Consider the following 25,642-nt stretch of genomic DNA (forward strand, 5'->3'; position numbering starts at 1 on the left):
GGTGGCCACCTGAGCCGGTCAGACCATCTGGTCGAGGTATGCCGGCCGGTCGCCTGCGTCCCCCGCCATCCGGTTCGCGAGGGCGAGCTGGCGGCCGGACGCGGCGAGCTGGCTGGCGACCCGGTCGCCGAGCTGCCCGGCGCGCACCAACAGCTGGCCGGCGCGCTCACTCACCTCGAGCGGCATCGGCCCCAGCCCTGCGGGCGGGGTGAAGGCGACAAGCTCGGCATACGGGTCCTCGTCGAGCAGGCGCTCCTGCTCGACGAGGCAGGCCTCGAAGTCGTCGAGCACCTGCCCCCAACGCTCAGCGCTCATGCGTGGGCGGCCTGCGGCAGCACGGGGACCTGGGCGGCCGCGGCATCGTGCCAGGCCTCGCGCAGGGGCTCGACGATGCCGCGGCACTCGGCCACGACCGCGGCGTCCTTGCGCAGGTTGGCCTCCGTCAGGCGCTTGACCAGCCAGTCGTAGAGGCTGGCCAGCCCCTCGCCCTCCGGCCAGAGGCTCAGGTCGAGACCGGCGGCGAGCTCCCGGACGATGTCCTGGGCGTGGATCAGCTGGTGGTGGGCGGACTCGAGGTCGGGCACGGCCAGCGCCAGCTCGGCGGCGCCGAGGTCGCGTACGAGCCGGTCGTAGAGCATGGTGACCAGGCGCGCCGGGGAGGCGGTGCCGACGGACTCCTGGGCGTAGCGCGCTCGCGCAGCGGCGGCGTAGGTCATGGCTGCTTCCCCTTCGTCACTTGCTGCTGGCGGTGTTCGCGGACAGGCCCGCCAGCTGGCCGCTGAGCCACTGGCTCTGCGACTGCAGCTGACCCAGCGCGGTCTCGAGCGCGGCGTACTGCCGCGTCAGCGAGTCCTGGCGCGCGGTCATCCGCACCTCGAAGTCGTCGATCTGCTTGCCGATGTCGGTGATCGTCTGCTGCTGGCTCTGCACCTGGCCGGTGATCAGCCCGTCGATGGGGTCCGACGCCTGGGTGGCGAGGTCGCTGATCTGCTGCCCCAGCGCGGTCATCGTCGTCTGGACCGACGCCGGGTCCTTGGCCCACGCATTCGCGAACGCCTGCGCGTCGAAGGCCAGGGTGCCGTCCTTCTGGACGCTGACGCCGGCCACCGCCGGGCTGGCCGAGGATGTCCCGATGACGGCGGTGGTGATCTGGTCGGTGAGCGTGCGTGCGAGCGAGCTGCTCATGAGGGGGCCGCCGACCTTCTTGGTGGCGTCCCAGGTGGAGTTGCTGCTGATGTAGCCGAGGACGGCGTTGGCCTGGTCGACCATGGCCTTGACCTTGTCGGACATGCCCTGGGTGTCCAGCGCGACGCCGAGCGTGACGGTCGTGGACGGGTCGGCCTTGAGGGCCGTCACGTCCACGCCCGGCAGGATCCCGGTGACGGTCGCGGTGGAGGACCTGACGTCGTAGGCGCCGGATCCCGTGCCGACGCGCAGCACGGTGTCGCTGGCGGCCGTGAGCTCCTGCATCGTGCCGAGCGTGTTCAGCTGGAAGGCCCCGCTGCCGAAGGTCATGTCCGAACCGGCGCCGGTCGACGTGGAGCTGACCTGGAGCCGGTAGGCGCCGCCCACGGACACGGCCGCGGCGCTGACGCCGAGCGTGGGGTCGGCGTTGAGCGCGCTGACCACGTCGGCCAGGGTCTGCGAGCCACCCACCGCGACCTGCGTGGCCGTGGCGCTCCCTGCACGGATCGGCCCGGAGACCGTGAGGTTGACCGTCTGGCCGTTGAGGTCGGAGACGGGCTTGACCAGACCTGCGGTCGGAGCGACGTCGACCGCGACACCCGGGGTGCTGCTCCCGTCGGGGTTGACGATGTCGAGGCGCACCTTGCCATCCACGCCCGCCGTCGAGGAGGTGCCCGAGGCGAAGCCCGCCAGGGTCGTGCCCGGGTCCAGGGCCAGCGTGGCTGCCGCCCCCTCGTGCATGCTCGTCAGCGTGATGGCGCCGTTGGCCCCGACGACGACGCGGAGGTCGCCGCTGGTGGCCTGCTGGACCGCCTGGGCCAACTGGCCGGGGGTGTAGTTGTTGGGCCCGATCGTGACGGTTTTGACCGCCCCGTTGTCCAGCTTGTAGCTGAGGACGTTGTTGGAGCCATCGACCTTGATGGTGCTGGCCTGGGCGCTGCTGGTGATGCTCGGCCCGGTCGAGGACTGGGTCACGGTGATCTTGTGCGTGCCTGTCACCGCGCCGTTGGCGTCCACACCCGAGAAGCCCAGGGCCGTCACGCCCTTGGCGACGAGGATCGATCCGGCGCTGACCTGCGTTGAGATCGAGGCGACGGTGCCCGTCGAGACGGCGGATCCCGCGGTGGCCAGGGAGGTGACCGTGAAGGCGATGGAGCCGGGCACGGCACCGGTGCCGGCGGTCGCGGTCACCCGCGTGCTGTCGCGGGTGGTGGCTTTCGCGGTCTGCCACAGGTTGGTCTTGGCGACCGCGTCGGGCACGAGGGCCTTGGCGAGCGTGCCGAGGCTGCTGACCTTGGTGTTGAGGCCCTGCAGGCCGGTCACCATGTTCTGAGCGGTGGTCTGCCGCTGGGTCATCGCCTGCTCGGGCAGCCGCTCGAGCTGCATGAGCTGGGCGATGATCTGGGTGGTGTTCATGCCGGAGATGAGGCCGTCGATCGTCGTTCCCACTGTCCCCGGTCCCTTCGTCGGTTCGCGTGCGCTGCCTGGGGTGCCCTCCGGGGCGGCCGCCGTTGTCGGCCGCCCCGGTGGGCACGTTCAGCTCAGTCGGCTCAGCCCAGGAGCTTGAGGACCGACTGCGGCATCTGGTTGGCCTGAGCCAGCATCGAGACACCGGCCTGCTGCAGGATCTGCGAGCGGGTGAAGGAGGTCATCTCCTGGGCCATGTCGGTGTCGGTGATGCGCGACTTCGACGCGGACAGGTTCTCGTTGGCCACGTTGACCGAGTTGATGACGTGCTCGAAGCGGTTCTGCAGCGCACCCAGCGACGCCCGCGCCGTGGAGACCGACTTGATCGCGCTGTCGATCGCGGTGATCGCGGTGGTCGCGTTGGCCTTCGAGGACAGATCCGAGCCGCCGACACCCAGGTCGGTGGAACTGAAGCCACCGGTGCCCGTCAGGGTGTTGGCAGTGTCCGTCTTGGTGCCCGCGAGGCCACCGCCGCCGGTGAAGGCGATGGCAGCGGCAGCGACGCTTGCGTCCTTGGCCTTGATCTCCAAGCCACCGGTGGAGGTGACCTTGGCGGTGAAAGCGGCCGAGAAGTTCTTGTCGCCGTTGAGCTGCGACGCGATGTCGTTGGAGTCCTTGCTGGCGGTCAGGGCACCCGTGGTCACCGAGAGCGCGCCCGCCGTGAGGGTGAGGGTGCCAGCCGAGAGGTTCGGTTGGCCGTTGGCGAAGGTCGCCGTGACACCCTGGGGCCCGGACGAGGTGACGTTGACCGTGATCTTGTCACCGCTGGCGTAGCCGACCTGGAAGTCCTTCGAGGTGAAGTTGCCGTTGAGCAGGTTGACGTTGTTGAACGTCGTCTTGTTGGCGATGCGGTCGAGCTCGTCCTTGAGTGCCGTGGCCTCGGTGTTGATGGCGTCCCGCGAGTTCTGGTCGTTGCTGTCGTTGGCGGACTGCACGGCAAGGTCACGCATGCGCTGGAGGATGGACTGCGTCTCGGTGAGCGCACCTTCAGCGGTCTGGACGACGGAGATGCCGTCCTGGGTGTTGCGAGCAGCAACCGTGAGGCCGCCGATCTGCGACTTGAGGCCCTCGGAGATGGCCAGACCCGCGGCGTCGTCCGCGGCGCGGTTGATCCGCAGGCCCGAGGAGAGACGCTCGAGGCTCTTGCTCATCGCACCCTGGGTGGAGGCCAGGTTGCGGTACGAGTTCATCGCCGCGATGTTGGTGTTGATCTGCAGACCCATGGGGGTTCCTCCTTGGATGGGGTCCCGAGGACTCCATCCGTGGTGTCCCCGTAGCGCCACCCTTCGGTGTCGCCGGAGCCCTCATCGGCCCCGGCGACACCTACTTGAGGAGTTCCCCCGGCGACAAACGCAAAGAGTTGGTCAAGCCGAGCGCTCGACCGAAACCCCATGCCCCGCAGGCATGCTCAGCCGCGCGCCATACGACGAACGACCGGCGATCGCCGCGTAGTAGGCCTCCCGCCGCCGCGCCACGACGCCACCGGCACGCACCGGCGAGACCATGTCGGGGTCGAGCTGGGAGTTCATGCCGTCGCGCAGCATGTTCAGCGCCTCGGCGCGGATCTGCGAGATCCGGGACTCGGTGACCCCGAGCTCCTCGGCGATCTCCTTGAACGGGCGGTCCTGGAAGAAGCAGCCCTCGACGACGACCCGCAGCCGCTCCGGCAGCGCGTGCACCGCGTCGCGGAGATACGCCTGGCGCTCCCGCTCGACGATCGCCGCCTCCGGCGTGTCGTTGACCGACGGCAGCACGGCGTCGGAGCCGGCCTCGACGGTCAGCTGGTCCAGGCGCAGGACGACGGACTGGTGCAGGTCGGCCTGCATCCGCTCGAGCTCGGCGAGCTCGATCCCCATCTCGGTGGCGGTCTCCAGCGCCGACGGCATCCGGCCGAGCTTCGCCGCCAGCTCGTCCTGGGCGGTGTCACGGGCGCGAACCCTGGCCCGCAGCGACCGGGTGGCCCAGTCTGCCGAGCGGAGCTCGTCGAGCAGGGCGCCCTTGATCCGGCGGGCCGCGAAACGGGCGAACGGCACGCCGTAGGATTCATCGAAGGATCTCGCCGCTGTCACGAGCGCGGCCATGCCGGCCGAGACGAGGTCGTCGAGGTGGACGTGACCGGGCAACCGGGCAGCAACGGCGCGCACTTCCATGTGCACCAGCGCCATGTGAGCGCGGCAGAGCTCATCCTCACCAGCGTTTGCTGGTTGCGCTGCCGCGACGGAGGTAGTAGTCACGCTGCGGAACGTAAGCGTTACTGACGCGTCAATTATGGGCTTTTCATTCAACCTGAGGTAAAGAAATACAAATCATCCGATTGGGCCATGCGGCATGACTAGAGCGAACTAGTTAGCCCCTGACCTGCGGTTTTGTCCGAAATCCTCAGCGAAAGTCCGCTCCAGCCGATGGGGGACCCGTGAACGACCACCACCCCGGGGCCACGCCGCCCGGTCTCGACGCCGAGACCGAGACAGCCCTGGCCAACGTCTCCTCTGCCTTGTGGCGAGTGCGCGAGCTCCTCGACCTGCTGACCTTCAAGCTCGAGGAGGAGCAGGCCCTGCTCGCCGTCGGGCGGGCCCGCTGGCTGGGCCGCGCGACCTACGAGGTCGAGCTGGTCCTGGAGGAGATCCGCCAGGCGGAGCTGCGCCGGGCCATCGAGCTCGGCCCCGTCACCGAGGCCCTGGAGCTGGAGCCGACCGCCTCGCTGCGCGAGATCGCCGAGGTTGCTCCCTCCCCGTGGGACGACGTCCTGACCGACCACCGCAACGCGCTGGTCACCGCGACGGCCGAGATCACCGCCCTGGCCGGCGCGAACCGCGACCTGCTCGAGGGCAGCTACCGCGCGGTCCAGGAGGCCATGGGCCGCTACGCCGAGAACCCCGAGGGCCCGACCTACACCGCGGCCGGAGCCCCGGCCGCCCAGCCCGCCCACCGCCTGTTCGACCAGTCCTCCTGAGCCGCGGCCCACGAACCACGCCCAGGAGCCACCCGCGGCGCCCCCGGCCCGAGCCGGACGCCAGCACGAGAACAACCACCCGCACGTCGAAGTGAGAGACCCGTGAGCCAGATGACGATGACGGCGCCGCAGACGCAGACCCCGCAGCTGACCTTCCAGTCGGGCATTGTCGGCTTCCCCGAGGCCCAGCGGTTCACGCTCGTCGAGGGCGGCGGCGAGGGCGTGTTCGAGCTGATGAGCGAGGACGAGCAGGGCCCGAGCTTCGTCGTCGTCGCCCCGCAGCCGTTCTTCCCCGACTACGCCCCGGTCATCGACGACGTGACCGCCGAGCGCCTCGAGCTCACCGACGCCGAGGACGCGCTGCTACTGCTCGTGGTCACCCTGCGCGAGAACCCCGAGGACGCCTCGGCCAACCTGCTCGCCCCGCTGGTGGTCAACCACCGCACCCACCAGGCCGCGCAGGTCGTCCTGACCGGCCAGCAGTTCCCCCTGCGCGCCCCGCTGCTGAGCGCCTGACGCCTCCGGCCGCGCCGGTCCACAGGCAGCGGCCATAAGGTAGGCGTCTGGTTCCGCTTCTGCAGAAAGGACTCTCGCGTGCTGGTGCTCAGCCGTCGCCCGCAGCAGAGCTTCGTCATCGGTCACGACATCGTCATCACGGTGCTCGAGGTCAACGGTGACAACGTGCGGATCGGGATCAAGGCCCCCCGCGACGTGGACATCCACCGCGAGGAGGTCTACCTCGAGCTCCAGCAGGCCAACCAGTCGGCCGCCTCCCCCTCGGCCGGGGCCCTGGCCGCCTTCACCCGACGGGCGTCGAAGGCGCCCGAGGGCGAGGAGGAGCCGCCGGCTCCTCCAGCCGACTGACGCGCCAACCCGCCGCGACCGCCACCGCGGCGAAGCACGCAATGGCCACCGACCGCAGCCACCACGTGCCGGCGTCGCTGCCCGACCCCAGCCCGTGGAGGAAGGCGACCGGCCACACGGCGTAGCCGAGCCAGTGCAGCCCGCGCCACACGGCATACCGGATGTGCCTGCGCAGCAGGCTCGTCACGATGACCACGCCGAGCAGGTCGAGCGCGAGCGTGCCCAGCCCCCACCACAGCGGCTGGCGCGACAGGAACGGCACCACCACGTCGACCGCGCGCAGCTGCGCCTGCGGGTCCAGCCACAGCGAGCCGACGTGGACCACCAGCCGCACGGCCGCGGCGAGCGAGGCGCGACGGTGGATCTCGGTGAGCGCGAAGCGCGGCAGCTCCCGGGAGCGGTAGCCGCCGCCGGTCAGCACGCCCAGGACCACGGTGGTGGTCAGCAGCAGCAACGACACGAGCCCCGTGCCGCGCCCCAGCAGCCACAGCGCGGTGCTCATGCCGGCACCGGTATGCCGTGACTCACCTCGGCCTCGACCGGCCAGCCCCCGAGGTGGTGGACCGCGCCCTCCTCGGCCACGAGCCGGGCCTGGAGGCGTTGTGCCGCAAGGGCTGCCGGCGCCTGCCGGCCGAGCACCAGCGCCGCAGTCGACCAGGTGTTGGCGGTGAGGCAGTCGCCAGCGACGACCGACGCCGACCGCCAGACGGGCTCGACCGGCTCGCAGGTCGCGGGGTCGAGCACGTGGTGCAGCTCGCGCCCGGCATGCTGCCACTGCCGCGAGCAGGTGCTCGAGGTGGCCAGGGCGGCGCCCGCCGGCAGGGCCACGAGCGCGGCCGGGTCGTCCGGCTGGTCTTGGACGAGCACCTGCCAGCCCCGGCGGGGCGCGGGCCCGGCGGTGGCGATGTCGCCGCCGAGGCTGACCAGCACGCCGAGGCCGAGGGTGTCGGCAACGACCCGCGCGCACCGGTCGGCGGCCCACGCCTTGGCGGTCGCCCCGAGGTCCAGCTGGACGTCGGGCGGCACCTGCACCGTGAGCGCATCGAGGTCGAGCTCGACCCGCTGCCAGCCCGGAGCGGGCCGGCGCAGCACCCGGACGGAGAACCCGTCGGTGCCGGCACGGCGCAGCACCTCGCCGAAGTCCCGGTCGTAGCCGAGGCCGGCCAGGGCGTTGCCCAGGGTCGGGTCGACGGCACCACCGGTCTCGCCGGCGGCGCTGAGAGCCGCCTCGAGCAGGGCGGCCAGGGTCGGGCTGATGCGGGTGGGACGCCCGCCGCGGTGGGCGAGGCGCCGGACCTCGGAGTCGGCGCGGAACCGGCTGGCCGCACGCTCGACGGCCGCGAGCTCGTGGTCGACGAGCCGCCGGACCGAGGGCAGCGCGTGCGGGTCCGCGACGGCGACCCGGACGGTGGTCGACCACAGTGCCCACTCGTACGCCGGGCCGCGCAGGGTCAGGTCCATCACGAGCCCCCGCTCTGCGCCTGCGGCGCGCCGCCACCGACGCCGACCTGCCACTGCGAAGAGCTGTCGCTCGTCGTCGACCCGGTCGTGCTCGAGGCCGCGGAGCTGGTGCTCGCGGAGGTGCTGGCCCGGGACTGGTGGGCCAGGACCACGGCGGCCCCGGTCGCGGCCACGCTGGCCCCGACGAGGGCCGCGGTGGCTTGGCGGATGCGGAGCGCGCCGCGCTCCCGTGCGCTGTTCATCGGGACCTCCGGGATGGGGTTGTCAGTGGTCCCACCCTCGGCGGCTCCGCTGTGGCCCGGCTGTGCCCGACCTGTCGCCTCGGCCAGACCTCACCCGAACGCGTCGTGGGCGGCCGTGACGGCAGGATCGCTGTGATCACAGCGGATCCGCCGTCACCCTCGCCGTCACGACGGGGGCGAGCCTCAGAGCTCGGGGCCCTGGGCGCGCAGCCGCTCGACCTCCGACATCGCCTCACGCAGCCCGCTGAGCCACTCGTCGGTGTGCTGGCCGACGAGCCGGACGCACCAGGCCAGCGCCTCGGAGCGCGACCGGGCGACCCCGGCGTCGACCAGGGTGTCAAGCACCTGCCGCTCGCTCTGGCGCAGCCGCGTCATCGCCGGGACGGACAGGTGGGTGAACAGCTGGGCGGTGTCGCCGATCCGCGCGCCCCAGGAGACGGTGCGCCCGTAGCGCGCCTGCGCCTGGTCGGCGATCTTCATCCGCGTCTCGCGGGTCTCCTCACGCCAGCGGCTGATCCGGCCCTCGGCCGCCGCCGGGTCGTCGCTGTCCGGCGCGGGCAGGTCACCGATGACGGTGATCTCGTCCCGGTCGACGGTGACGTCCGGTGCCCCGGTGAACCAGTCGTCGGGCAGTCGGCCGGCGAACCAGCCCGAGGCGTCCGACGCGTCGGGCAGGTCGGCCTGCTGCCACCCACCGGGGCGGCCGTAGCCGCCGCGACCCCGGCCGTGGGGGAAGCGCTTGTGTGGTGCCATGACGGCCTCCTCATTGAATGATGCTTACGTGATTACACGCTTACATCCATGCAGAACGCAAGGCCCTCGCTACCCATTCCGCACTACCATCCGGCTGTGCCGACTCCCGAGCAGCAACCGGCTTTGCCGCCGCCGGAGCCGACGACCTATCCCCCGCGCTGGCCGGTCGCGCTGATGCGGGCGTTCCTCGCCCCGGGCCTCGGCGGCCTCGTGGTCGCCGTCCTGGTCGACCCGTGGCCGATCGGCCTGCTGCTCGGCTTCGCCCTGGCCGCCTCGTTCGGCAGCCTGACGCTGTCCCGCGCCCGGCGCCGCACCTTGACGGTCACCGCCGACGGCCTGGTCCTCCAGCGCGACGACGACGCCCTGGAGGCGGCCTGGGAGGAGGTCACCGGCATACACCGCCGACGTCTCGGCGGGCTGCTGCCCGTCGAGGAGCTGACGCTGGACGAGCGCCGGGCCGTCCCCGTCAGCCTCTACGACAAGGCCTGGCGCGACGGCCCGATCGGCGCGCAGCTGCGCGCCAGCGGCATCCTCTGACCGGGTCAGCCGCCCAGCCGCCACTGCCGCGGCACCACGGGCCGCTCGGCGGCCGAGCGCTCAATGCAGAACTCGTTGCCCTCGGGGTCGGCCAGCACCACCCACCCCGTCCCGTCGGCGTTGCGGCGGTCGTCGGTGATCCGCGCGCCGAGCGCCACGACCCGCTCGACCTCCTCGTCGCGGGTCCGGTCGGTCGGCTCGAGGTCGGGGTGCACGCGGTTCTTGGCGGTCTTGCCCTCCGGCACCGGGATGAACAGCATCGTCGGCCGCTGCGCCGGGTCAGGCGGGAAGGCCGGCGCGATCAGCACCTCGGGGTCGTCGTCGTAGTAGACGTTCCACCCGAGCACCTGCGCCCAGAACCACGCGAGGGCGCGGGCGTCGGCACAGTCCACGGTGAGGTTCTGCAGGCGACTGGTCATGGGCCACATCATGGCCGGGCCAGGTCGGCCGGGCAGCCGCAACGCCGAGGTGGCACCGCAGCAGCCGGTCCCCGACGGGCATCGGGCAGGATCGGCACCCATGAGCGCACCCCACGTCCTGTTCATCGGCGGCACCGGCGTCATCAGCTCGGCCTGCGTCCGCCGTGCCGTGGCCACAGGTTGGCAGGTGAGCGTGCTCAACCGGGGCCGCAGCAGCACCCGCCCGCTGCCCGAGGGCGTCGAGGCGCTGCACGCCGACGCCCACGACCCGGCCGCGGTCCGGCAGGCGCTGGAGGCGCGTCACTTCGACGCGGTCGCCGACTTCATGACGTTCACCCCGGACCAGGCGGCGGCCGCCGTCGAGACCTTCAGCGGCCGCACCGGGCAGTACGTCTTCGTCAGCTCCGCCTCGGCCTATGCCAAGCCGCCGGCCAGCCTGCCGGTCACCGAGTCGACCCCGCTGCGCAACCCGTTCCTCCAGTACTCCCGCGACAAGATCGCCTGCGAGGAGCGACTCGTCGCCGCCCACCGCGAGCGTGGCTTCCCGGTCACCATCGTGCGCCCCTCCCACACGTATGACGCGACCTCCGTGCCGCTGCTGGGTGGCTGGACCGAGGTGTACCGGATGCGCCGCGGGCTGCCGGTCGTGGTCCACGGCGACGGGACCTCCCTGTGGACGCTGACCCACCACGACGACTTCGCCCGCGGCTTCGTCGGCCTGCTCGGCCTGCCCGCGACGATCGGCGACGCCGTCCAGATCACCTCCGACGAGGTGCTGACCTGGGACGCCATCTACCGGCAGATGGCCCGGGCCGCCGGCGCCCCGGAGCCGGAGCTGGTCCACGTGCCCTCCGAGGCGATCCACGCGGTGGCTCCCGACATCGGCGACGCCCTGCTCGGGGACCGGATGCACCACGGGGTGTTCGACAACAGCAAGGTCAAGGCGCTCGTGCCGGGCTTTGCCGCCACGGTGCCGTTCTGGCGCGGCGCACGAGAGGTCGTCGCCTGGCACGACGCCGACCCTTCCCGGCAGCGGGTCGACGAGCGGTACACCGCGGTCACCGAGCAGCTGCTGAGCCGGTACGCCCTGGGCGACTGAGCCCGGCATCAGCCGTACGGACACTCCTTCGCCAACAGGCGCCCCCTCTGCCGGTCGGTCACGCGCGGCGGCGCCGCCCCCCGCCCGGTTCCACGGGGATGCGCCGCCGTGACGCGGCAGAGCCCCGGACCTGCAGTGCTGGGCCCGGGCTCGGTCGCGTTGGTCAGGGCAGCTGCGGTCGTCCGTCCTCGCCGATCGGCCAGCCGGGGTTCCAGGCGACCTCCCACACGTGCCCGTCCGGGTCGCTGAAATAACCGACGTAGCCACCCCAGTCGGCGCGGTGCCCCGGCTTGACCACCGTCCCCCCGGCCGTCACCGCCGCTTCGAGGGTCGTGTCGACCTGCGCCTCGTCGTCGCAGTTGACCGCGGTCGTGACCCCGCGGAACATCCCCTGGGGCGCCTGCTGCAGCCCGGTGTCCGCGGCCAGGGCGGACGCGGCATACAGCGCCAGCAGGCCACCAGAGGTCCGGAAGAAGCTGACCTCCCCGGCCACGGACGCCGGGGACAGGGGCCAGCCGAGGCCGAGGTAGAAGTCGGTGGAGCGCGCGACGTCCTCGACGCCGAGGGTGATCAGCGAGACGCGCGCGGGGGCAGACGGGGTCGCGGTCATGGCCGGAATGCTGGCACCGCCCACCGACAACCTGACCCGGAACGTGACGAACCTGACACGACGGGGCAGGGCGGGCATGACGGACACCGGCGCGCCGGGCGCAGGACAACTGGCCGATGACGGCGGGGCCGGGCCCGGGGAGGCTGGCGTCAGCCCGGCCGGCGAGGGACCGGCCGGAAGGAAGGGAGCCGGCATGTCCGCGCACGACGACGCAGCGCTGCTGATCCAGATCGCCCAGTGGAGCACGCAGCTGGGGCTGCAGGACGCGACCAAGACGCTGTGGTCGGAGGGCTTCGACCCCGAGACCTCCACGATCGACGACGACGCGGTGGCCACCGTCCTGGCGTTCGGCGAGACGGTCGGCACGCTCACCTCGCGCGGCCTGATCGACACCGACCTCATCCTCGACTGGCTCTGGATGGCGGGGCTGTGGCGCCAGGTCGGCCCGGCCGCGCTGAAGGCCCGTGCGCGGTTCGGCGTGCCGGAGCTGTACGAGAACTTCGAGGCCCTGGCCGCCCAGCAGACATAAACGCCCGGTATGCCGTGTTGTCAGGGGCATGCCTCTGAACGGTGAGTACCAGCCCAGTCCCGAGAAGTGGGTGCGCGACCAGGTCGAGGAGTACGAGTCCTCCGGCGGCACCCGCGGCACGACCCTGCGCGGGCGCCCGGTCGTCATCCTGACCACGCTCGGCGCGCGGTCCGGCAAGCTGCGCAAGACCCCGCTGATGCGGGTCGAGCACGACGGCGCCTACGCGGTGGTCGCCTCGCTGGGCGGCGCCCCCAAGCACCCGGTCTGGTACTTCAACATCCAGGCCAACCCCCTGGTCGAGCTGCAGGACGGCCCCGAGGTCCAGGAGATGAAGGCGCGCGAGGTGACCGGCGAGGAGAAGGCGCAGTGGTGGGAGCGCGCCGTCGCCACCTGGCCGGACTACGCGTCCTACCAGGAGAAGACCGACCGGGAGATCCCGGTGTTCGTGCTGGAGCCGGTCAGCCACTGACCGCCGGCGCGCTGACCCTCAGCCGCTGACCAGGCCGGTCCCGCTGCCCGGCTCGAGCAGGCTGCGTGTGCGCCGCAGGGCGGCCGACAGGCCCAGGCCCACCAGGACCAGCGCGCCCACGAGCAGCACCACCGCCGGCCACCCCCCGGCGGTCCACGCGTCACCGGCCAGGCCGCCGAACACCGACGAGCCGAGGTAGTAGGCGAACAGGTAGAGCGAGGCGGCCTGGCCCGTGCCCCCGGTGCCGACGTGCGCCCGGGCCGCCACCCAGCCGCTGGCCACGCCGTGCGCGGCGAAGAACCCGGCGGTCATCACGGCGAGCCCGAGCACGACGAGGCCCAGCGGCCCGGCAAGGGTGAGCAGCACCCCGGCGAGCATGACGACGACGGCGACCGGCACGACGGCACGGCGACCGTGCCGGTCGGCGAGCCGGCCGGCATACGTCGAGGCGAACGACCCGATCGGGTAGACGCAGAAGACCAGCCCGGCCACCCCCAGACCCAGGGCGTAGGGCGGCCCGGCGAGCCGGAAGCCCATGGCGTTGTAGACCGCGACGAACCCGCCCATGAGCGTGGCCGCGAGGCCGTAGAGGGCCACCTGGGCCGGGTCGCGAAGCAGCCGCCCGGTGACCCGCAGCAGGTATGCCGGGCTGGCCGGTGCCGGGGCGAAGTGGCGCGACGCCGGCAGCAGCACCCGCACCAGGACGGCGCAGGCCAGGCCGAGGAGGGCTACCCCCGCGAGCGCCCACCGCCAGCCGGCGAGGTCGCCCAGCCCACCGGCCAGCAGGCGCCCGCACATGCCGCCGAGCGCGGTGCCGCCGATGTAAAGGCCGGCGGCCCGGGCGTGGCTGGACTCGTGCACCTCCTCGCGCAGGTAGGCCATGGCCACGGCGGGCAGCCCCGCGAGGGTCACGCCCTCGATCACGCGCAGCACGAGCAGCACCGGCCAGCCGGGCGCGAGCGCGCACAGCAGTGCGACGGCGGCCGAGGCGAACAGCGAGGCGTGCATCAGGCGGGTGCGGCCGACCACCTCAGAGAGCGGACCGGCGACGAGCAGCGCGAGGCCGAGCCCGATGGTGCAGGCGGAGACCGACAGCGCGCTCTGCCCGGCCGTGACGCCGAAGGAGCGGGCGAGGGCCGGCAGCAGCGGCTGCGTGCTGTAGAGGAGGGCGAACGTCGCCAGCCCGGCGGCGAACAACGCCACCGAGATGCGCCGGAAGCCGCCCTCCCCGACCCGGTGACCCCCGGCCGGGCGCCCCGGGTGCTGCTGCGCCTGTGCCATGCCTGCCACCGTGCCACGTTCGCCGGACACCCGTCGCACCGGTCCCCTACGGTGTGGCCCCGTGACCACCTACGTCCTCGTCCCCGGGGCCTGGCTCGGCGGTTGGGTCTGGGAGCCCGTCGCCACGCTGCTGCGCGAGCGAGGCCACGCCGTCCACCCGCTGACCCTGCCCGGGCTGTCCGACCGTTCCACCGGGGCCGCCGAGGTCGGCCTCGAGGACCACGTCGAGGACGTGGTCACCGTGCTGGAGGACCGCGACCTGCGTGACGTGGTGCTCGTCGGGCACAGCTACGCCGGACTCGTCGCCGGCATCGTCGCCGACCGTGCGCCCGACCGGGTGGCGCACACCGTGTTCCTCGACGCCAACGTGCCGGTCGACGGCGCCTCGATGGTCGACGGGTGGTCCGCCGCCGCGCAGGAGCTGGTGCGCGCCAGCATCGCCGGCCACGACGGCCTCTGGCCGGCACCGGAACCCGAGGACTTCGCCGGCCACGACCTGACCGACGAGCAGGTGGCCGACCTGCTGGCGCGCAGCACCGGGCACCCGGGCCGCACCCTGCTGGAGCCGGCCGGCCTCACCCGGCCGCTGGAGCAGCTGAGCGCCACCTTCGTGGCCTGCACCCTGCCGGACGGGCCGGAGCAGCGCCCGCACGTGGAGGCCCTGCGCGACGCCTGGGACTTCGTCGAACTCGAGACCGGCCACTGGCCGATGGTGTCCACGCCGGAGCAGCTCGTCGAGGTGCTCGACCAGCTCGGTCGCTGACGCCGGAGGCGGCGGCACGCCCGGCCCCCGGCTGCCCCGGCCGGCCCGCCGCCGGTCAGGGGGTGGCGCTCGCCGTGGAGGTCGCGCTCGCCTGGGGCGTCGCGCTCGCCGTCATCGGCTGCGGCACCAGCGGGGGCACCACGACCTGCGGCCCCGCCGAGGGGTTGGCCACCACACGGGTGCCCGGCTCGAAGTAGCGCAGCGGGAACGCGTTGGTCGCCGGCTGCCCGGTGCGGTCGAAGACGGCCCGGCGGTTCGGGTCCTGGCCGAGCTGGAGATCCAGTGGGCGGCCGAGGTCGTCGTAGAGCCGGACGTCGGTGAGCAGGTGGCCGTTGGCGTCATAGGGATAGACGTTGAGCACCCGGTAGCCCCGGGTCCACGTGCCCTGCTGCGGGGGCTCGGTGACGTACTGCACGGTGGTGTTCGGCTGCATGACGGTGCGTTCCGTCGCGTCGCTCAGGGACGCCAGTACCGGGACTGCCGCGACGACGAGCACCGCGTTCACCGCGATGAGCGCGCGGCGCGCCCTCACGCCCCAGCCATGCCGTCCGACCTGCACCGAGGCGACGGCCACGACAAGGACCACAAGGGCCCCGGTGAGACCGGACCCCACGTGGGGCACGAGCGGCAGCCGTGTCGACCAGGCGCCCCAGCTGCCCCACTGGACGAGGACGACGGCCGAGACGAGCAGCCACGCCCGGGCCACCCACCACAGCGGGCGCACCGAGATGAGGAATCCGAGCACGGGGCGGACCCAGGACTGGGCCAGCAGCGCGTCCCTGGCGGAACCCAGGGTGCGGGTCACCGAAGCCCGGGAGGCGCGCCCCCGGGGAGGCAGGCCGGCGGACGCACGCAGCTCCGCGGCATACGCCTCCGGCTCGCCGAGGCGCACCGTCAGCGGCGCGTCACTCTCGTGGGCGAGGTCGTCGAGGTGCTCGCGCACCTCCTCCAGGAGGTCCTCCCGGTCGCCGCGCGGCAGGTCATCCAGGGCCGCGGCCACCCCGGTGAGGTAGCTGTCGACCCGCAGGTTCGTCGTCGTTGTCACCGTCGCCCCTCCGCCCCGGCCTGCAGGAGGCCGTTCATGGTGTCCGAGAACCGGAGCCACACCTTGGTCTGCTCCGCGAGGGCCTTCTTGCCCTGTGCGTTGATGCCGTAGTACTTGCGGTGCGGGCCCTCCTCGGACGGCACCACGTAGGAGGTCAGCGCCCCCGCCGTGTAGAGCCGGCGCAGCGTCCCGTAGACGGAGGCGTCGCCGACGTCCTCCAGACCCGCGGCGCGCAGCCGGCGCACCACGTCGTAGCCGTAGCCGTCGGCCTCCTCGACCACCGCGAGCACTGCGACATCGAGGACCCCCTTGAGCAGCTGCGTCGTGTCCAAACCCCACCTCCTGCTTGTGTGGCACGGACGCTACTACGCATTCCGCGTTACCGCTCAGCATGCAGTACCGCGTGTCGCGCGAGACCCGCCGCCCCGTCACGCCCCCCTCCCGGGACAGAGGTGTTGCTGGCGTCAGGCCGGGACGAGGAACACCCGGCCGACCGCGGCCCGCGACTCGACCAGGGCGTGCGCGGCAGGCGCCTCTCCCAGCGGGAACCGCGCCGACTCGGGCACCACCAGCTCGCCGCGGGCGGCGTGCGCCAGGACCGCCTCGACCGCGGGGCGCAGCGCGTGCGGCCGGGTGCGGCGCTGGTAGCCGGTGCTGTAGCCCAGCACCGCGCGGTTGTGCCGGTGCAGGTCGGTGGTGCGGATCGCCGCGGCCGGCCCGGCTGTGTGCCCGCAGATCACGAGCCGCCCGTACGGCGCCAGGCAGGTCATCCCGCGCTCGGTCACCTCCCCGCCGATCGGGTCGACGATGACGTCGGCTCCCTCGCCGGTGAGGGCGCGGACCGCCTCGGCGAAGTCCTCCGCCCGGTGGTCGATGACGTGGGTGGCCCCGAGTGCCCGCGCCGCCGCGACCTTGTCCGGGCCGCCGACCGTGGCGATGGCCTGTCGCGCACCCATGGCCAGCGCCAGCTGGACCGCCGCGCCGCCGACGCCGCCGGTCGCGCCGTGGACCAGGACCGTGTCGCCATCGCCAACCTGCCCCCGCCGCAGCACGTTGTATGCCGTGACCAGCACCGTCAGCGACGCCCCCACCTCGGCCGGGACGTCCTGCGGCAACGAGTAGGTCATGGCGGCCGGGGCGAGCACCTGCTCGGCATAGGAGCCGCCGCTGGTCCACGCCGCCACGCGCTGGCCCGGGACCACGTCCGTCACACCCTCCCCCACCGCGTCGACGACGCCGACGCAGTCCAGGCCGGGGGTGAACGGCAGCGCGCCACCCGCGTCGTAGCCACCGCGGCGGCTGTGCACGTCGGCGAAGTTGACGCTGGTCAGCTCCGTGGTGACGCGGACCTGGCCGGGACCGGGGTGCGGGGTGGGCAGCTCCTCGACGGCGAGGACCTCGGGAGCTCCGTGGGAACGGACGACGACAGCGCGCATGGCCCGGAGACTACGGGCGGCGGCCCCGCGGCATACCGGTGTTCACGGCGAGGGACGGCGAACGGCCCGAGCCCGCTGCAGGGGATAGCGGGTTCGGGCCGTTCAACGCGCTCGGATCAGGGGCGACCGTAGGTCACGGCACTGGTCCAGATCGCGCGCTTGGAGACGACCGCACCGGAGTGCGGGGCGTCCCACATCATGCCGCCGCCGGCGTAGATGCCGACGTGGTAGGCCGGGGACCCGAAGAACACCAGGTCGCCCGGCTGCGGGGTGCTGACCCGCGTGACGGCCGCGCGCTGCTCCTCAGCCGTGCGCGGCAGCGAGACGCCGATCTTGTTGAAGACGTACTGCGTGAAGCCGGAGCAGTCGAAGCCCGACGGGGTGGTGCCGCCCCAGACGTACGGCACGCCGGCGTACTGGGCCGCGACGCCCAGGACGCTGGTGGCCGGCGCGGAGACGGACACGGACACGGCCGGCCGGGCGGTGCCCCGGCTGACCTGCGGGGTGGCGGCCCGCTGGACGGGAGCCGGGGCCGCCACGGGCTTCGGAGCGGGCGCGGGCTTGGGCGCGACGCTGTGGAAGCCGACCTCGCCGAAGCTGGGGGCGACGACCGCGGGGCTGGCAGCCGGGGCCGCAACGGCCACGGTGTCAGCTGCCGCGGGCGGCGCGACGAGCGGCGCCGGGGCCGACGCCGAAGCGGCCGAGGCCGGTCCGGCGAGGGTGGCGACGATGCCACCGGAGACAGCGAGGACCGCCGTCGTCCGGCCCGTGGTGGTGCCGAGGGGGTTGGTGGGACGGTTTTGGGCGCGATGACGCCCGGCATGGTGCTTGGACACGTGAAGCCACCTCCAGACGCCTGCGAGGTGAGCTGTCGGGTTCGGGTGGGAGAGATGCACCCGGTCCACGCGACGGCGGTATGCCGTGTGGCGCGGACTTCACCCCAAGGAGCACCGGAGTGCCCCGGAAGTGGGTCCCCCGCTCCTGCCATGCGGGTTACAGGGGTTTCCCCGACACCGGTGGCAGGACTCGGCGGTCCCGGTGCGGGGGCTCCTTGCAGGGGATCAAAGAGCGTCGCAAACCGTACCCAAAGCCCCAAGTGAATGTCACGCCGAGGTCACGAATGCTCACACCAATGACCAAGGTCCCTACCGCTGACGGTCAGCGGCGTACTCGCGCGATGTGCACGTCGGCCCCGCGGTGCAGCTCGATCCCGCCGTCCTCGTGCATCCGCCAGAGCTCGTCGAGGGCGCGTCGCTCGAGCTCGACCTGGTCGCCGGGCGCCAGCGAGCGGAAGAACCCGACGAAGCCGTGCGACATCTGCCACTCCCACAGCTCGCGGGGCGAAGAGACCGGCAACCGCACCTCGAGGCTGCCCATCCACGCGTCCTCCAGCCCGGCCTCGGCGACGAGGCGCCCGACGTCGATCGGGCGGGCGACCTGGACCGCGCCGGGAGCGGGACGGAAGCGCGCCCCGACCTCGTAGAAGCGGTCCCAGCGTCCACCGTCGTCCACCGGCCCGGGCACCGTGATGACGACCTGCCCGCCGGGCCGGGTCACCCGGACCATCTCGGCGAGCACCTGCGCCGGATCGTCGACGCAGTGCAGCAGCAGGGCCGCCACCGCGACGTCGACGCTGTCGTCCGGCAAGGCCAGGGCGTGGGCGTCCATGAGCCGCACGACCATGTCGGGGTCGGCCGCGCGCAGGTGGTCCACCATCTGGCTGGAGGCGTCGACGGCGGTGACGTGCCAGCCGCGCGAGGCGGCCGCGAGCGCCACCGCACCCCGGCCGGCGCCCACGTCGAGCAGCTCGGCGCCGGCATCGTCGTCGATGAGCTCGAGCACCTGCTCGCCGAACCGGGCGCACAACGGGAGCACCTGGTCGTAGTCCTCGGCGAGCTCGTCGAACATGGGCACCGAGTCCAGACGCGTCATGCCGCCGACGCTGCCACCTTCGCCGGGCGCGGTGCAATCCGGGCCCGGCCCTCAGCCCGGGGACGGTATGCCGCGGCCCCAGGACAGTGCGCCGCGGCGCCAGGACGCGCGCCGCGCTTGGCCCTACGGGCCGGCGGCCGGGCGTGTCAGGCCGGCGTGGACCCGCGATCCACGTCGGCTGACCACCCCGCTGCGCTCCAGCTTGTCCCACCGGGCCGTGGTGCCGCGCAGCTCGGCAAAGATGGCGGCGGCCATGACCATGCCCATGAGCGTGGAGTAGACCGGCCACAGCACCGCGGTCCAGAGGAACCGCAGGTCGCGGCCGGCGCGGTTGAGCAGGATGGAGAACACCGCAAGCGCGAGCGAGACCCACAGGCCCAGCCAGCCCATGACCGACGGCACGGTGAGGCTGAACGGCGTGTGCCCGGCGGCGAAGGCGAACGGCACGCAGACCAGCACCACCAGCTGCAGCACCGGGATGCCGACCATCGTCCACGCGTTGAGCACGAGGTAGAACCCGAAGACCCCGTAGCGCCGGCGGCCGAGCATGCCCCGGTGGATGCGCAGCGTCTGCAGCAGGCCACGCGCCCAGCGCACCCGCTGGCGCCACAGCGCCCGGACCGTCGACGGCACCTCGGCATAGACCAGGGCCGTCGGGCGGAACGCCACGCGGTAGCCGGCGCGGTGCACGCGCCACGTCAGCTCGAGGTCCTCACCGACGGTGTCCTCACGGAACCCGCCGATCTCCTCGACCACGTGCCGTGGGAAGGCCCCGAGGTTGCCCGAGACGATCGGCAGGCAGCGCAGGATGCTCAGCGCCCGGCGTGCCAGGCCGGTGCCGACATGGCTGAGCACGGCCAGCACGTGGGTCAGCGGACGGTTGAGGTTGACCGGCCGGTCGTCGCCGCAGACCGCCCCGACCCGGGGGTCGTCCAGCCCCCGGAGCATCTCGGTCACGGTGTCGGGGCCGAAGACCCCGTCGGCGTCGACGCAGAGGAGGAACTCGCCTCGAGAGACGGCGATCCCCCGGTTGAGCGCCGCACCCTTGCCCGCGTTGGGCTGGGTCACCGTCGTGACCCGCCGGTCGGTCCGGGCGAGCCGGCGCATCAGCGCGAGCGTGCCGTCGCTGGAGCCGTCGTCGACGAGCACGACCTCGAGGTGGTCGTAGCCGGACGCGAGCACCGAGCTGACGCAGTGCTCCAGCACGCGTTCCTCGTTGTAGGCGGGCACGATGACCGTCACCAGGGGGCGCCGGGCCAGGACCGCGGGAGTCCCGCGGCGCCGTCGCCGTGCCTGGCCGAGCTCGAAGGCCAGCGCGAGCGGCACGTAGAGCAGGCGGGGCAGGCCCCAGACCAGGATGGCCACGCCGCCCCACAGGGCGACCTGCGCGAGCAACCCGGTCACGAGGCCACCCCCCAGGCGCCGCGGTGCTCGCCCACCAGTGCGTCGAGCACCTCGGGCGCGTGCGCACTGTTGGCACCGAAGCGCGCATTGACCTCCAGCACGACGGGGGTGCCGTCCGCCCGGAGCCGGACGTCGACGTCCACCGGGCCGCGCAGCCCGAGCCGTCGCGCAGCCGCCAGGGCGACCGCCCCGACCGCAGGCTCGTCGACCCGTTCCACGCCCACCGCGTTGCCGACACGTCCCTGGCGCAGGGCGGTCTTCCGCAGCACCACGACCACGTCCCGCGCCGGGTCAGCGCCGAGCCACAGGTTCGGGCCGAACTCCTCACCGGGCACGAGCTCCTGGACGATCTCGTTGTCGGACAAGGCTTCCAGCTCGCGCCGGACGACGGCCTCCGGGCCGTCGTGAACCTGAACGCCACGCCCACCGCGCCCGACCCTGGGCTTGGACAGGCAGGGCAGGCCCAGGGCGTCCAGCAGCTCCGGCGTGGCCGCGAGCCGGCTCGGCAGCGCATGGGCGGGCACGGGGACGCCCGCAGCCTCGAGGGCCAGGCAGGTGGCCAGCTTGTCGTTCGCCGCGACGACCCCGGACCACGGCGAGACGAGGACGTCCACGCCCTGGTGACGGGCCAGGTCGCCGTGCGCGGCCACGACGGCGAGCTCCTCGGAGACCGTCGGCACCACCAGGTCGGCACCGACCCGGCGGGCCAGGGCCAGCAGCTCGCCGATGAACTCACGGTGACCGGCCGGGGGCAGTACGTGCCAGGGGGCCGGCTCACCGCCGGGCCCGGTCAGGCTCATGTCCGCGCACACCACCCGGTATCCGCGGGAGGCCAGCTGAGCGGCCAGGCTGCGGCCGGCGGGGCCGCCGGCCCCGGTGACCAGGACGGCGCGCCTCACAGCTCCCCCAGGGCACTGCCCAGGAGCCGGACCGGCTCGTAGCCCTCGGCCGAGGCGACCTTGGCCTGGGACCCCCGGAAGGTGGCGATCCCGCGGACCCGCTCGGGAGTCATGTACGGCTTGCGTCCCTGGTCGCGGTGCGCCGCCACCGCGGCGACCTTCACCTCGACGTACTCGTCGATGTCAACGAACACGCTGGGCCGGAAGTCGGGCGTCGCCGACGGACTCTCGTAGCACAGGATCGAGGTCGACTGCCGGGCCGCGCGCAGCGTCGCCTCGTGCACCGCCTGGTGGTCCTGGTGCTGGTCGTGGCCGGAGTGGGTCAGCACGATGTCGGGGTTGACCCGGCGGATCATCGCCTCGATGGCCTGCACCAGCCCCACGGGGTCCTCACCGAGCCGGGTGTCGAGGAAGTCGTGCACCTGCACGCTGGTCAGGCCGAGGAGCACCCCTCCCGCCCGGGCCTCCCGGGGTCGCGCGGCGCCTTCACCGCCGCGCTCCCCGTGCGACAGGACCAGCGCGTGCACCTCGTGGCCGGAGTCGCTCAGCTTGGCCAGGGTGCCGCCGCAGGCCAGCTCGAGGTCGTCCGGGTGCGCCCCGATGGCCAGCACCCGACGAGGGTGTGGCGTGGCGAGCGAGCGGGCCCGGGGCCCGGGGAGGACCCTGAGCCCGAGGATGACCAGTGCGGCTGTCGTCAGCGCCAGGCCGAGGAGGCCGAGCACGGAGTGCGCCATCATGACCTGCCTATCCGGGTGTCCCGACGCCACCCGCTGGAGGCGGGGACGCCGATCACGGCGACGTTCGCCGTGACATGTCAACCTCACCGCAGCGGGCAGCCGGCGCGGATCGAGCTTTCGGGTCGAGTACCTCGACCGTTCGGTCAACGCGCCGGTCCGGCGTTCGGTCCGCGAGGCTGTCCGCGCAGGTCGCTACGGTCACCGGCATGAGCTCTGCCCCGCCTGCCCCGCGTCGTCGCACCGCCGACGAGAAGACCACCCTGCTCGACAGCCTCGAGCGTCACCGCGACGTGGTGCTGTGGAAGCTCCAGGGCCTCGACGACGAGCAGCTGCGGCGGCCGCTGACACCGTCCGGCACCACCCTCCTGGGCCTGGTGAAGCACCTCGCTGCCGTCGAGTACGGCTGGTTCTGCGAGACGTTCGGGCGCGCGACCGAGCCGCTGCCGTTCGACGACGACGACCTCGAGGCCGACCTGCGGGTCGAGCCGGGTGAGAGCACCGCCGAGATCGTCGCCTTCTACGGCCGGGCCCGCGCGGCGGCCAACACCGTGGTTGCCGAGCTGGACCTCGACGCACGGGGCACGTCCTGGTCCGGCGCCGAGGTCTCGCTGCGGTGGGTGATGGTGCACATGGTCGAGGAGGTGGCCCGGCACTGCGGGCACATGGACATCGTGCGCGAGCTGATCGACGGCGCGACCGGCGACCACCCGCCGGCCTGAGCGCCGTCGTGACCACCGTCTCGCGGTCCCGGGTTTTGCCCCGGCCCCGGATCGGGCACGGTGGAGGCACCACGACAGGGAGGAACGCGCATGAAGGCCAAGGCAACGCTGCTCGTCGGCGCGGCGATCGGCTACGTCCTGGGCGCCCGGGCCGGGCGCCAGCGCTACGACAAGATCAAGGCACGCGGTCAGGACCTGTGGCAGCACCCGAAGGTGCAGGAGCAGGTCGGTCACGCCCAGGACCTGGCCCGGGAGAAGGCCCCCGACGTCCAGCAGAAGCTGGCGGAGGCCACCTCCAGGGTCACGGCCGTGGTCGGCGACAAGCTCGGCGACAAGCTGCACGGTGACGACGCCCCGGCGCGCGAGGCACCGGGCACACCTCCGGGAGCGCACCGCTCCGCCTGAGCACACCCGGTGCCCCGGCCACCCCCTTGTGGTGGCCGGGGCTTTCCGCTGTCCACGCGCGACTGGTACCGCTGTGCGGAGCTTCTCCGGTTCGTCCCCTACCGGCGATGTAGCACCTTCGGTCAGCCTGCCCCGGCCGATCGGCCACTTCTCCTGGCAACGCGTTCTGTTGCGGGAAGCCGGCTCCTAGCGTGAGGGAGACAAGGCAGGGCCGCCGCCCTCGAACCACTGACCACGCCGGCCCCGCCCAGGCAGTGGGCGGCCCTGGGAGAGGTAGGCACAGATGGCCCGGTTGCGAGTGCGTAAGCATGACAGTGGCCGACGGGACAAGGGCGCCGTGGCGGTCGAGGCGGCGCTGGTGACCCCGTTCATCCTGTTGATCCTGTTCGGGATCCTGGAGTTCGGCATGCTGTTCAAGGACTGGCTCGGCCTGGTCTCCTCGGTCCGGGGCGGAGTGCGGATGGCGTCGGCGGAGCCTCGGACGCTCACCTTCGCCCAGGATGCCGCCAACCAGGTGGCCAACGGCTCCACCGCCCTGGACATGACCTCGGTCCAGAAGCTGTGGGTCTACAAGGCCGACGCCCAGGGCTACCCGCTCGGCGGCGGCAGCGCCTTCACCAGCTGCTCCACCTGCGTCACGTTCCGTTGGGACACCGGCACGCACAAGTTCGTCCCGGTGACCAACACGTGGGCTCCCATGTCCCAGGACGCCTGCGCCGGTGAAACCGACAGCGTCGGGGTGTACCTCGAGGTCCGGCACCAGGCCTTCACGGGGTTGTTCTTCCAGACCCTCACGCTCGGTGAGCACTCGGTCATGGCGCTCGAACCGATGCCCGTGTCCAGCGGGTGCCGGTGATGTCCGCGCGTCTGCGACGCCTGCGCCGCGACGACCGAGGCTACGTCGCGGTGCTGGTGGCCCTGCTGAGCTTCGTGCTGCTGGCCTTCTGCGCCTTCACCGTGGACGTGGGCCGCTGGTACCTCGTCGGGCTGCAGGAGCAGCGCGCCGCCGACGCTGCCGCCCTCGCGGGGGTCCCCAACCTCCCGGGGGACCAGACCAGCGCCTTCTCGACGGCCCAGAGCTTCGCCGGCCAGAACGGCTTCGCCAACGGAGGCACGGTCTCCGTGGTTCCCGCCCTGGGCGGGCAGCCCACGCGCCTGCGCGTGACGATCACCAAGACGGTCAACAACTTCTTCGCCCCGCTGCTCGGCGTCCCCCAGACCACGATCCGTCGGACCGCGGTGGCCGACTTCGTCGGTCCGGTGCCGATGGGCAGCCCCTGCAACGAGTTCGGCAACGACCCCGAGTCCGCGGGCACCCGCAGCTCCAACTGCACCGGGACCGGACAGTTCTGGGCCAACGTCGGCTCGGTCGCCGCCGCGAAGAGCTACGGCGATGCCTACCAGGACGGCGGCTGCCCGGGCAGTGACAACTGCACCGGGACCACCAACAACGACTACGACAACAACGGCTACTTCTACTCGGTGACCCTTTCCCGCGCGGTGAACAACCTGCAGTTCGAGGCGTTCGACCCCGCCCTGATCGCCGTGGGGGACCTGTGCGACCAGAACGGGCTGTCCGGCCCTGTCGGTGACCGCTACGCCCCGGGCCAGAGCAGCCCGTACTGCACCGGCGACATCCGGTACGGGGGCACCGGCGAGGTGACGACCCAGTTCACGGTCCGTCAGGCCACGGCGACCTCCAACCCGTGGGATCCCACGAGCTACCCCGCAGTGGGTGGCTGCACGAACACCTATGCCGGCTACAACGGAAGCCTCAGCAACCCGGCCGCCCTGCCCGCAGCCGTCGGCTCGGTCTTCCGCAAGTGGGTGACGCTGTGCAGCATCGGCAGCGCACCGGCCGGGACCTACTTCATCCAGGTCAGGACCAACGGACTGGCCACCGACGGCGCCTCGGGGCACAACCGGTTCGCCCTGCGGGCTTACTCCACGTCCGACGGCTCCGCGAGGGACGCCATCTCGATCGCCGGATTCCAGAAGATGGCGATCTACGCCAACATCCCCAGCGCGACCACGACCTTCCACCTCGCCCGGATCCCCAGCGGGGCCGCGGGGCACATCCTCAACGTGCGGCTGTTCGACATCGGCGACTCCACTGGCAACGGCACGGTGACGGTCGTGTCACCGAGCGGCGCGGCTCTGGCGGGATGCACCGGGACGGGACCGGCCTCCGGGACGCTGAGCAACTGCTCGATCACGTCGAACTCCAGCTTCAACGGCAAGTGGGAGACGATCGCTGTCCCGGTGCCCGCCGGATACACCTGCGCCGACTCCGACCCCACCGCCTGCTGGTTCAAGCTCCAGTACGCCTACGGGGCCGGCAACCAGCCCAGCGACACGACGTCGTGGACCGCGAGCCTGGAGGGCGACCCGGTGCGCCTCGTGGAGTGAGAGCCGCACCTTCGTGCCACAGGT

Annotated in this window: 32 protein-coding genes and 1 riboswitch; of the genes, 12 read left to right on the forward strand and 20 right to left on the reverse strand. The window is 72.7% G+C overall.

What is annotated here, in order from left to right; genetic code table 11:
- Positions 1-18 precede the first annotated feature (18 nt).
- From ACXVGS_RS02150 to ACXVGS_RS02170, 5 genes are all read right to left on the reverse strand, one after another.
- On the reverse strand, positions 19-315 hold the full coding sequence (locus ACXVGS_RS02150) for a hypothetical protein (protein ID WP_458531583.1): 297 nt from the start codon (positions 313-315) through the stop codon (positions 19-21).
- Positions 312-716 carry a flagellar export chaperone FliS gene (fliS, locus tag ACXVGS_RS02155; protein ID WP_458534453.1) on the reverse strand — a complete coding sequence of 135 codons (405 nt, stop codon included), beginning with the start codon at positions 714-716 and terminating at the stop codon, positions 312-314. The genes ACXVGS_RS02150 and fliS overlap by 4 nt, the downstream gene beginning before the upstream one ends.
- Positions 717-732: 16 nt before the next feature.
- A complete protein-coding gene (fliD, locus tag ACXVGS_RS02160; RefSeq protein ID WP_458536578.1) occupies positions 733-2,634 on the reverse strand; it encodes a flagellar filament capping protein FliD in 1,902 nt (633 codons plus the stop codon).
- 101 nt (positions 2,635-2,735) lie between these two features.
- The gene (locus ACXVGS_RS02165; protein WP_458528523.1) at positions 2,736-3,875 is read right to left on the reverse strand and encodes a flagellin N-terminal helical domain-containing protein; all 1,140 of its coding nucleotides are present in this window, start codon (positions 3,873-3,875) and stop codon (positions 2,736-2,738) included.
- A 141-nt stretch (positions 3,876-4,016) separates the two neighbouring features.
- Positions 4,017-4,802 carry a sigma-70 family RNA polymerase sigma factor gene (locus ACXVGS_RS02170; protein ID WP_458536579.1) on the reverse strand — a complete coding sequence of 262 codons (786 nt, stop codon included), beginning with the start codon at positions 4,800-4,802 and terminating at the stop codon, positions 4,017-4,019.
- A 263-nt stretch (positions 4,803-5,065) separates the two neighbouring features.
- Here ACXVGS_RS02170 and ACXVGS_RS02175 point away from each other — a divergent pair, with 263 nt between their 5' ends.
- The 3 genes from ACXVGS_RS02175 to csrA all read left to right on the forward strand — a co-directional run bounded on the left by ACXVGS_RS02175 (position 5,066) and on the right by csrA (position 6,469).
- Positions 5,066-5,605 (forward strand): flagellar protein FlgN, encoded by a 540-nt coding sequence (locus ACXVGS_RS02175; protein WP_458533834.1) that lies wholly within the window; start codon positions 5,066-5,068, stop codon positions 5,603-5,605.
- 111 nt (positions 5,606-5,716) lie between these two features.
- Complete coding sequence (fliW, locus tag ACXVGS_RS02180; protein ID WP_458528529.1) at positions 5,717-6,121, forward strand: flagellar assembly protein FliW; 405 nt, start codon at positions 5,717-5,719, stop codon at positions 6,119-6,121.
- Positions 6,122-6,199: 78 nt separating this feature from the next.
- Positions 6,200-6,469 carry a carbon storage regulator CsrA gene (csrA, locus tag ACXVGS_RS02185; protein ID WP_141790308.1) on the forward strand — a complete coding sequence of 90 codons (270 nt, stop codon included), beginning with the start codon at positions 6,200-6,202 and terminating at the stop codon, positions 6,467-6,469.
- Here csrA and ACXVGS_RS02190 read toward each other — a convergent pair.
- From ACXVGS_RS02190 to ACXVGS_RS02205, 4 genes are all read right to left on the reverse strand, one after another.
- A complete protein-coding gene (locus tag ACXVGS_RS02190; protein WP_458536580.1) occupies positions 6,405-6,971 on the reverse strand; it encodes a ferric reductase-like transmembrane domain-containing protein in 567 nt (188 codons plus the stop codon). The genes csrA and ACXVGS_RS02190 overlap by 65 nt on opposite strands.
- Positions 6,968-7,930: an FAD:protein FMN transferase gene (locus ACXVGS_RS02195; RefSeq protein ID WP_458536586.1), complete on the reverse strand. Its 963-nt coding sequence runs from the start codon at positions 7,928-7,930 to the stop codon at positions 6,968-6,970. The genes ACXVGS_RS02190 and ACXVGS_RS02195 overlap by 4 nt, the downstream gene beginning before the upstream one ends.
- Positions 7,930-8,172 carry a hypothetical protein gene (locus ACXVGS_RS02200; protein WP_458530993.1) on the reverse strand — a complete coding sequence of 81 codons (243 nt, stop codon included), beginning with the start codon at positions 8,170-8,172 and terminating at the stop codon, positions 7,930-7,932. Before ACXVGS_RS02200 ends, ACXVGS_RS02195 begins: the two co-directional genes overlap by 1 nt.
- A gap of 183 nt (positions 8,173-8,355) precedes the next feature.
- Positions 8,356-8,925: a hypothetical protein gene (locus ACXVGS_RS02205; RefSeq protein WP_458530992.1), complete on the reverse strand. Its 570-nt coding sequence runs from the start codon at positions 8,923-8,925 to the stop codon at positions 8,356-8,358.
- 96 nt (positions 8,926-9,021) lie between these two features.
- On the opposite strand from ACXVGS_RS02205, the gene ACXVGS_RS02210 reads away from it, so the two are divergent.
- On the forward strand, positions 9,022-9,462 hold the full coding sequence (locus ACXVGS_RS02210) for a hypothetical protein (RefSeq protein ID WP_458536581.1): 441 nt from the start codon (positions 9,022-9,024) through the stop codon (positions 9,460-9,462).
- Between the two features lie 5 nt (positions 9,463-9,467).
- On the opposite strand, the gene ACXVGS_RS02215 is transcribed toward ACXVGS_RS02210, so the two are convergent.
- Entirely contained in the window at positions 9,468-9,881 is a 414-nt protein-coding gene (locus ACXVGS_RS02215; protein WP_458532714.1) for a VOC family protein, read from the reverse strand.
- A gap of 100 nt (positions 9,882-9,981) precedes the next feature.
- Here ACXVGS_RS02215 and ACXVGS_RS02220 point away from each other — a divergent pair, with 100 nt between their 5' ends.
- Positions 9,982-10,980, forward strand: coding sequence for an NAD-dependent epimerase/dehydratase family protein (locus ACXVGS_RS02220; protein WP_458533832.1), 999 nt, complete (start codon positions 9,982-9,984; stop codon positions 10,978-10,980).
- Positions 10,981-11,143: 163 nt separating this feature from the next.
- On the opposite strand, the gene ACXVGS_RS02225 is transcribed toward ACXVGS_RS02220, so the two are convergent.
- Positions 11,144-11,590: a VOC family protein gene (locus tag ACXVGS_RS02225; protein WP_458530988.1), complete on the reverse strand. Its 447-nt coding sequence runs from the start codon at positions 11,588-11,590 to the stop codon at positions 11,144-11,146.
- Positions 11,591-11,783: 193 nt separating this feature from the next.
- On the opposite strand from ACXVGS_RS02225, the gene ACXVGS_RS02230 reads away from it, so the two are divergent.
- On the forward strand, positions 11,784-12,119 hold the full coding sequence (locus ACXVGS_RS02230) for a DUF4760 domain-containing protein (RefSeq protein WP_458530987.1): 336 nt from the start codon (positions 11,784-11,786) through the stop codon (positions 12,117-12,119).
- A 28-nt stretch (positions 12,120-12,147) separates the two neighbouring features.
- Positions 12,148-12,588 carry a nitroreductase family deazaflavin-dependent oxidoreductase gene (locus ACXVGS_RS02235; RefSeq protein ID WP_458530986.1) on the forward strand — a complete coding sequence of 147 codons (441 nt, stop codon included), beginning with the start codon at positions 12,148-12,150 and terminating at the stop codon, positions 12,586-12,588.
- 18 nt (positions 12,589-12,606) lie between these two features.
- Here the strand turns inward: ACXVGS_RS02235 and ACXVGS_RS02240 are convergent, their stop codons facing one another.
- Entirely contained in the window at positions 12,607-13,869 is a 1,263-nt protein-coding gene (locus tag ACXVGS_RS02240; RefSeq protein WP_458532712.1) for an MFS transporter, read from the reverse strand.
- A gap of 61 nt (positions 13,870-13,930) precedes the next feature.
- On the opposite strand from ACXVGS_RS02240, the gene ACXVGS_RS02245 reads away from it, so the two are divergent.
- Complete coding sequence (locus ACXVGS_RS02245) at positions 13,931-14,632, forward strand: alpha/beta fold hydrolase (RefSeq protein ID WP_458536582.1); 702 nt, start codon at positions 13,931-13,933, stop codon at positions 14,630-14,632.
- A 55-nt stretch (positions 14,633-14,687) separates the two neighbouring features.
- Here ACXVGS_RS02245 and ACXVGS_RS02250 read toward each other — a convergent pair whose 3' ends face one another.
- The 8 genes from ACXVGS_RS02250 to ACXVGS_RS02285 form a co-directional block, all read right to left on the reverse strand.
- Entirely contained in the window at positions 14,688-15,677 is a 990-nt protein-coding gene (locus ACXVGS_RS02250) for an HAAS signaling domain-containing protein (RefSeq protein ID WP_458530439.1), read from the reverse strand.
- Positions 15,674-16,009, reverse strand: a complete 336-nt coding sequence (locus tag ACXVGS_RS02255) for a PadR family transcriptional regulator (RefSeq protein WP_141790292.1) — start codon at positions 16,007-16,009, stop codon at positions 15,674-15,676. The genes ACXVGS_RS02250 and ACXVGS_RS02255 overlap by 4 nt, the downstream gene beginning before the upstream one ends.
- 132 nt (positions 16,010-16,141) lie before the next feature.
- Positions 16,142-17,113, reverse strand: coding sequence for a quinone oxidoreductase family protein (locus ACXVGS_RS02260; RefSeq protein ID WP_458531542.1), 972 nt, complete (start codon positions 17,111-17,113; stop codon positions 16,142-16,144).
- A 116-nt stretch (positions 17,114-17,229) separates the two neighbouring features.
- Complete coding sequence (locus ACXVGS_RS02265; protein ID WP_458533275.1) at positions 17,230-17,949, reverse strand: C40 family peptidase; 720 nt, start codon at positions 17,947-17,949, stop codon at positions 17,230-17,232.
- 2 nt (positions 17,950-17,951) lie between these two features.
- Positions 17,952-18,124: riboswitch (cyclic di-AMP (ydaO/yuaA leader) on the reverse strand.
- Between the two features lie 147 nt (positions 18,125-18,271).
- On the reverse strand, positions 18,272-19,045 hold the full coding sequence (locus tag ACXVGS_RS02270) for a class I SAM-dependent methyltransferase (RefSeq protein ID WP_458530436.1): 774 nt from the start codon (positions 19,043-19,045) through the stop codon (positions 18,272-18,274).
- A gap of 123 nt (positions 19,046-19,168) precedes the next feature.
- The gene (locus ACXVGS_RS02275) at positions 19,169-20,449 is read right to left on the reverse strand and encodes a glycosyltransferase (protein WP_458536228.1); all 1,281 of its coding nucleotides are present in this window, start codon (positions 20,447-20,449) and stop codon (positions 19,169-19,171) included.
- Positions 20,446-21,348: an ATP-grasp domain-containing protein gene (locus ACXVGS_RS02280; protein WP_458531541.1), complete on the reverse strand. Its 903-nt coding sequence runs from the start codon at positions 21,346-21,348 to the stop codon at positions 20,446-20,448. The genes ACXVGS_RS02275 and ACXVGS_RS02280 overlap by 4 nt, the downstream gene beginning before the upstream one ends.
- A complete protein-coding gene (locus ACXVGS_RS02285; protein WP_458530433.1) occupies positions 21,345-22,082 on the reverse strand; it encodes a PIG-L deacetylase family protein in 738 nt (245 codons plus the stop codon). Before ACXVGS_RS02285 ends, ACXVGS_RS02280 begins: the two co-directional genes overlap by 4 nt.
- 209 nt (positions 22,083-22,291) lie before the next feature.
- Between ACXVGS_RS02285 and ACXVGS_RS02290 the strand changes: the two genes are divergently transcribed.
- The 4 genes from ACXVGS_RS02290 (at position 22,292) to ACXVGS_RS02305 (ending at position 25,618) form a co-directional block, all read left to right on the forward strand.
- On the forward strand, positions 22,292-22,804 hold the full coding sequence (locus ACXVGS_RS02290) for a DinB family protein (protein WP_458530432.1): 513 nt from the start codon (positions 22,292-22,294) through the stop codon (positions 22,802-22,804).
- A 90-nt stretch (positions 22,805-22,894) separates the two neighbouring features.
- Positions 22,895-23,209, forward strand: coding sequence for a YtxH domain-containing protein (locus ACXVGS_RS02295; protein WP_458534543.1), 315 nt, complete (start codon positions 22,895-22,897; stop codon positions 23,207-23,209).
- 298 nt (positions 23,210-23,507) lie between these two features.
- Entirely contained in the window at positions 23,508-24,065 is a 558-nt protein-coding gene (locus ACXVGS_RS02300; RefSeq protein WP_458531540.1) for a TadE/TadG family type IV pilus assembly protein, read from the forward strand.
- Complete coding sequence (locus ACXVGS_RS02305; RefSeq protein ID WP_458536583.1) at positions 24,065-25,618, forward strand: pilus assembly protein TadG-related protein; 1,554 nt, start codon at positions 24,065-24,067, stop codon at positions 25,616-25,618. The genes ACXVGS_RS02300 and ACXVGS_RS02305 overlap by 1 nt, the downstream gene beginning before the upstream one ends.
- Positions 25,619-25,642 lie beyond the last annotated feature (24 nt).

It is taken from the genome of Oryzihumus sp. (assembly GCF_054325275.1).